The sequence below is a fragment of the Jeotgalibaca sp. A122 genome (assembly GCF_052266715.1).
Classification (GTDB): Bacteria; Bacillota; Bacilli; order Lactobacillales; family Aerococcaceae; genus Jeotgalibaca.
The window spans coordinates 1-1,157 of the sequence record NZ_JBQPRB010000022.1 but is presented as its reverse complement, the minus strand read 5'-3'; the positions used below and the strand labels follow the sequence as shown (position 1 = coordinate 1,157).

At 45.6% G+C, this 1,157-nt stretch carries 1 protein-coding gene; it reads right to left on the bottom strand.

The window, feature by feature from the left end; all coding sequences use genetic code 11:
* Positions 1 to 50: 50 nt before the first annotated feature.
* A partial coding sequence (locus ACTU7M_RS11435; RefSeq protein WP_443474525.1) for an ISL3 family transposase occupies positions 51 to 1,157 on the bottom strand: 1,107 nt, incomplete at its 5' end.

Below are 1,157 nucleotides of genomic sequence, written 5' to 3'. Positions count from 1 at the left end.
GGTTCTATGTCAAATAGTGTTGGTGGACCAAATGAAAGTCAAAGCGAAGACTAACTCGCTTTGGCTTTTTCTTTTTCTTCTTGTCGGCGCTTTTCCTCCTTGTAATGGAGTGCCTTCGGCTCAAATTGGCTCGCAGTCAGGCGGTAACTGATGAGGATGCGTGCACGCAGGTGACTATAATTTCGATAACCGAATCCGGAACGCTTGATGTTTTTTATTTTATTGTTGACCCCTTCGATGGCCCCGTTGGACAACGTATACACACAAGCATTCCGGATGCCTTCCTGATACTTAAACAGAGTCTGCACGGTGGTACGGACTTTTTTGGGCAGTACATATTTCCTGGATTCTTCTAAAATGGTTTTGAATTGGTCAAAGTCATGTCCTTGGAGGGCGAAACGTAGGTCATTCACCAAGGTATAAACCTGGCGTAAACGGGGATTGATATGTAATAAATAATCCACCATCATCTTCTCGGTCACCAGCCCCTCGTAAAGCCGGTGCGTCCGATAATCGATGACGTTTAATTCCCATTCATTTTTCAAAAGCAGTTTCCATTGTTTCTTCAGCTTCCGGTAGTCCGTCTCGCTTTTTTTCTTGGCTTCATTCATGACGCGGATACGGAACGAATTGAGTGCCCGGTTCAGGTGTTGGACAATATGGAACCGATCGATCACGATTTGCGCTTTAGGAAAACAGTCTTTTACGACCGCTAGATACGGGGAGTACATGTCCATCGTGACAGTCTTCACGCTGTAACGCGATTCCTTGGGATAGCGCATGAAGTAGTCAATCAGCTGATTCTGCCGTCTGTCCTCGACGACATCGATCAACCGGTGGTTTTGGGCATCAAGAAACAGGAAGCTCATGGCACCGGACACATTTCTGACGGACTTGAATTCATCGATGGAAAGGTGTTGCGGGAGATAGATATGGTTGGGTGCCAATGGTTCTGATATTTTTTCAAGGACCCGGATGACCGTGTTGCTGGAAACGGAAAGATGTTGTGCCACCAATCTCATGGACTGGATTTCCCGCAGTTCCATCGCAATTGTCCGTTTAATAATGTTGGAAATGAAGCAGTGTCGTTCAACGAATTTTGTTTCAGCGATGAAGGTTTGATCACAGTGTTTACACAAGAAACGTTGTTTCTTCAG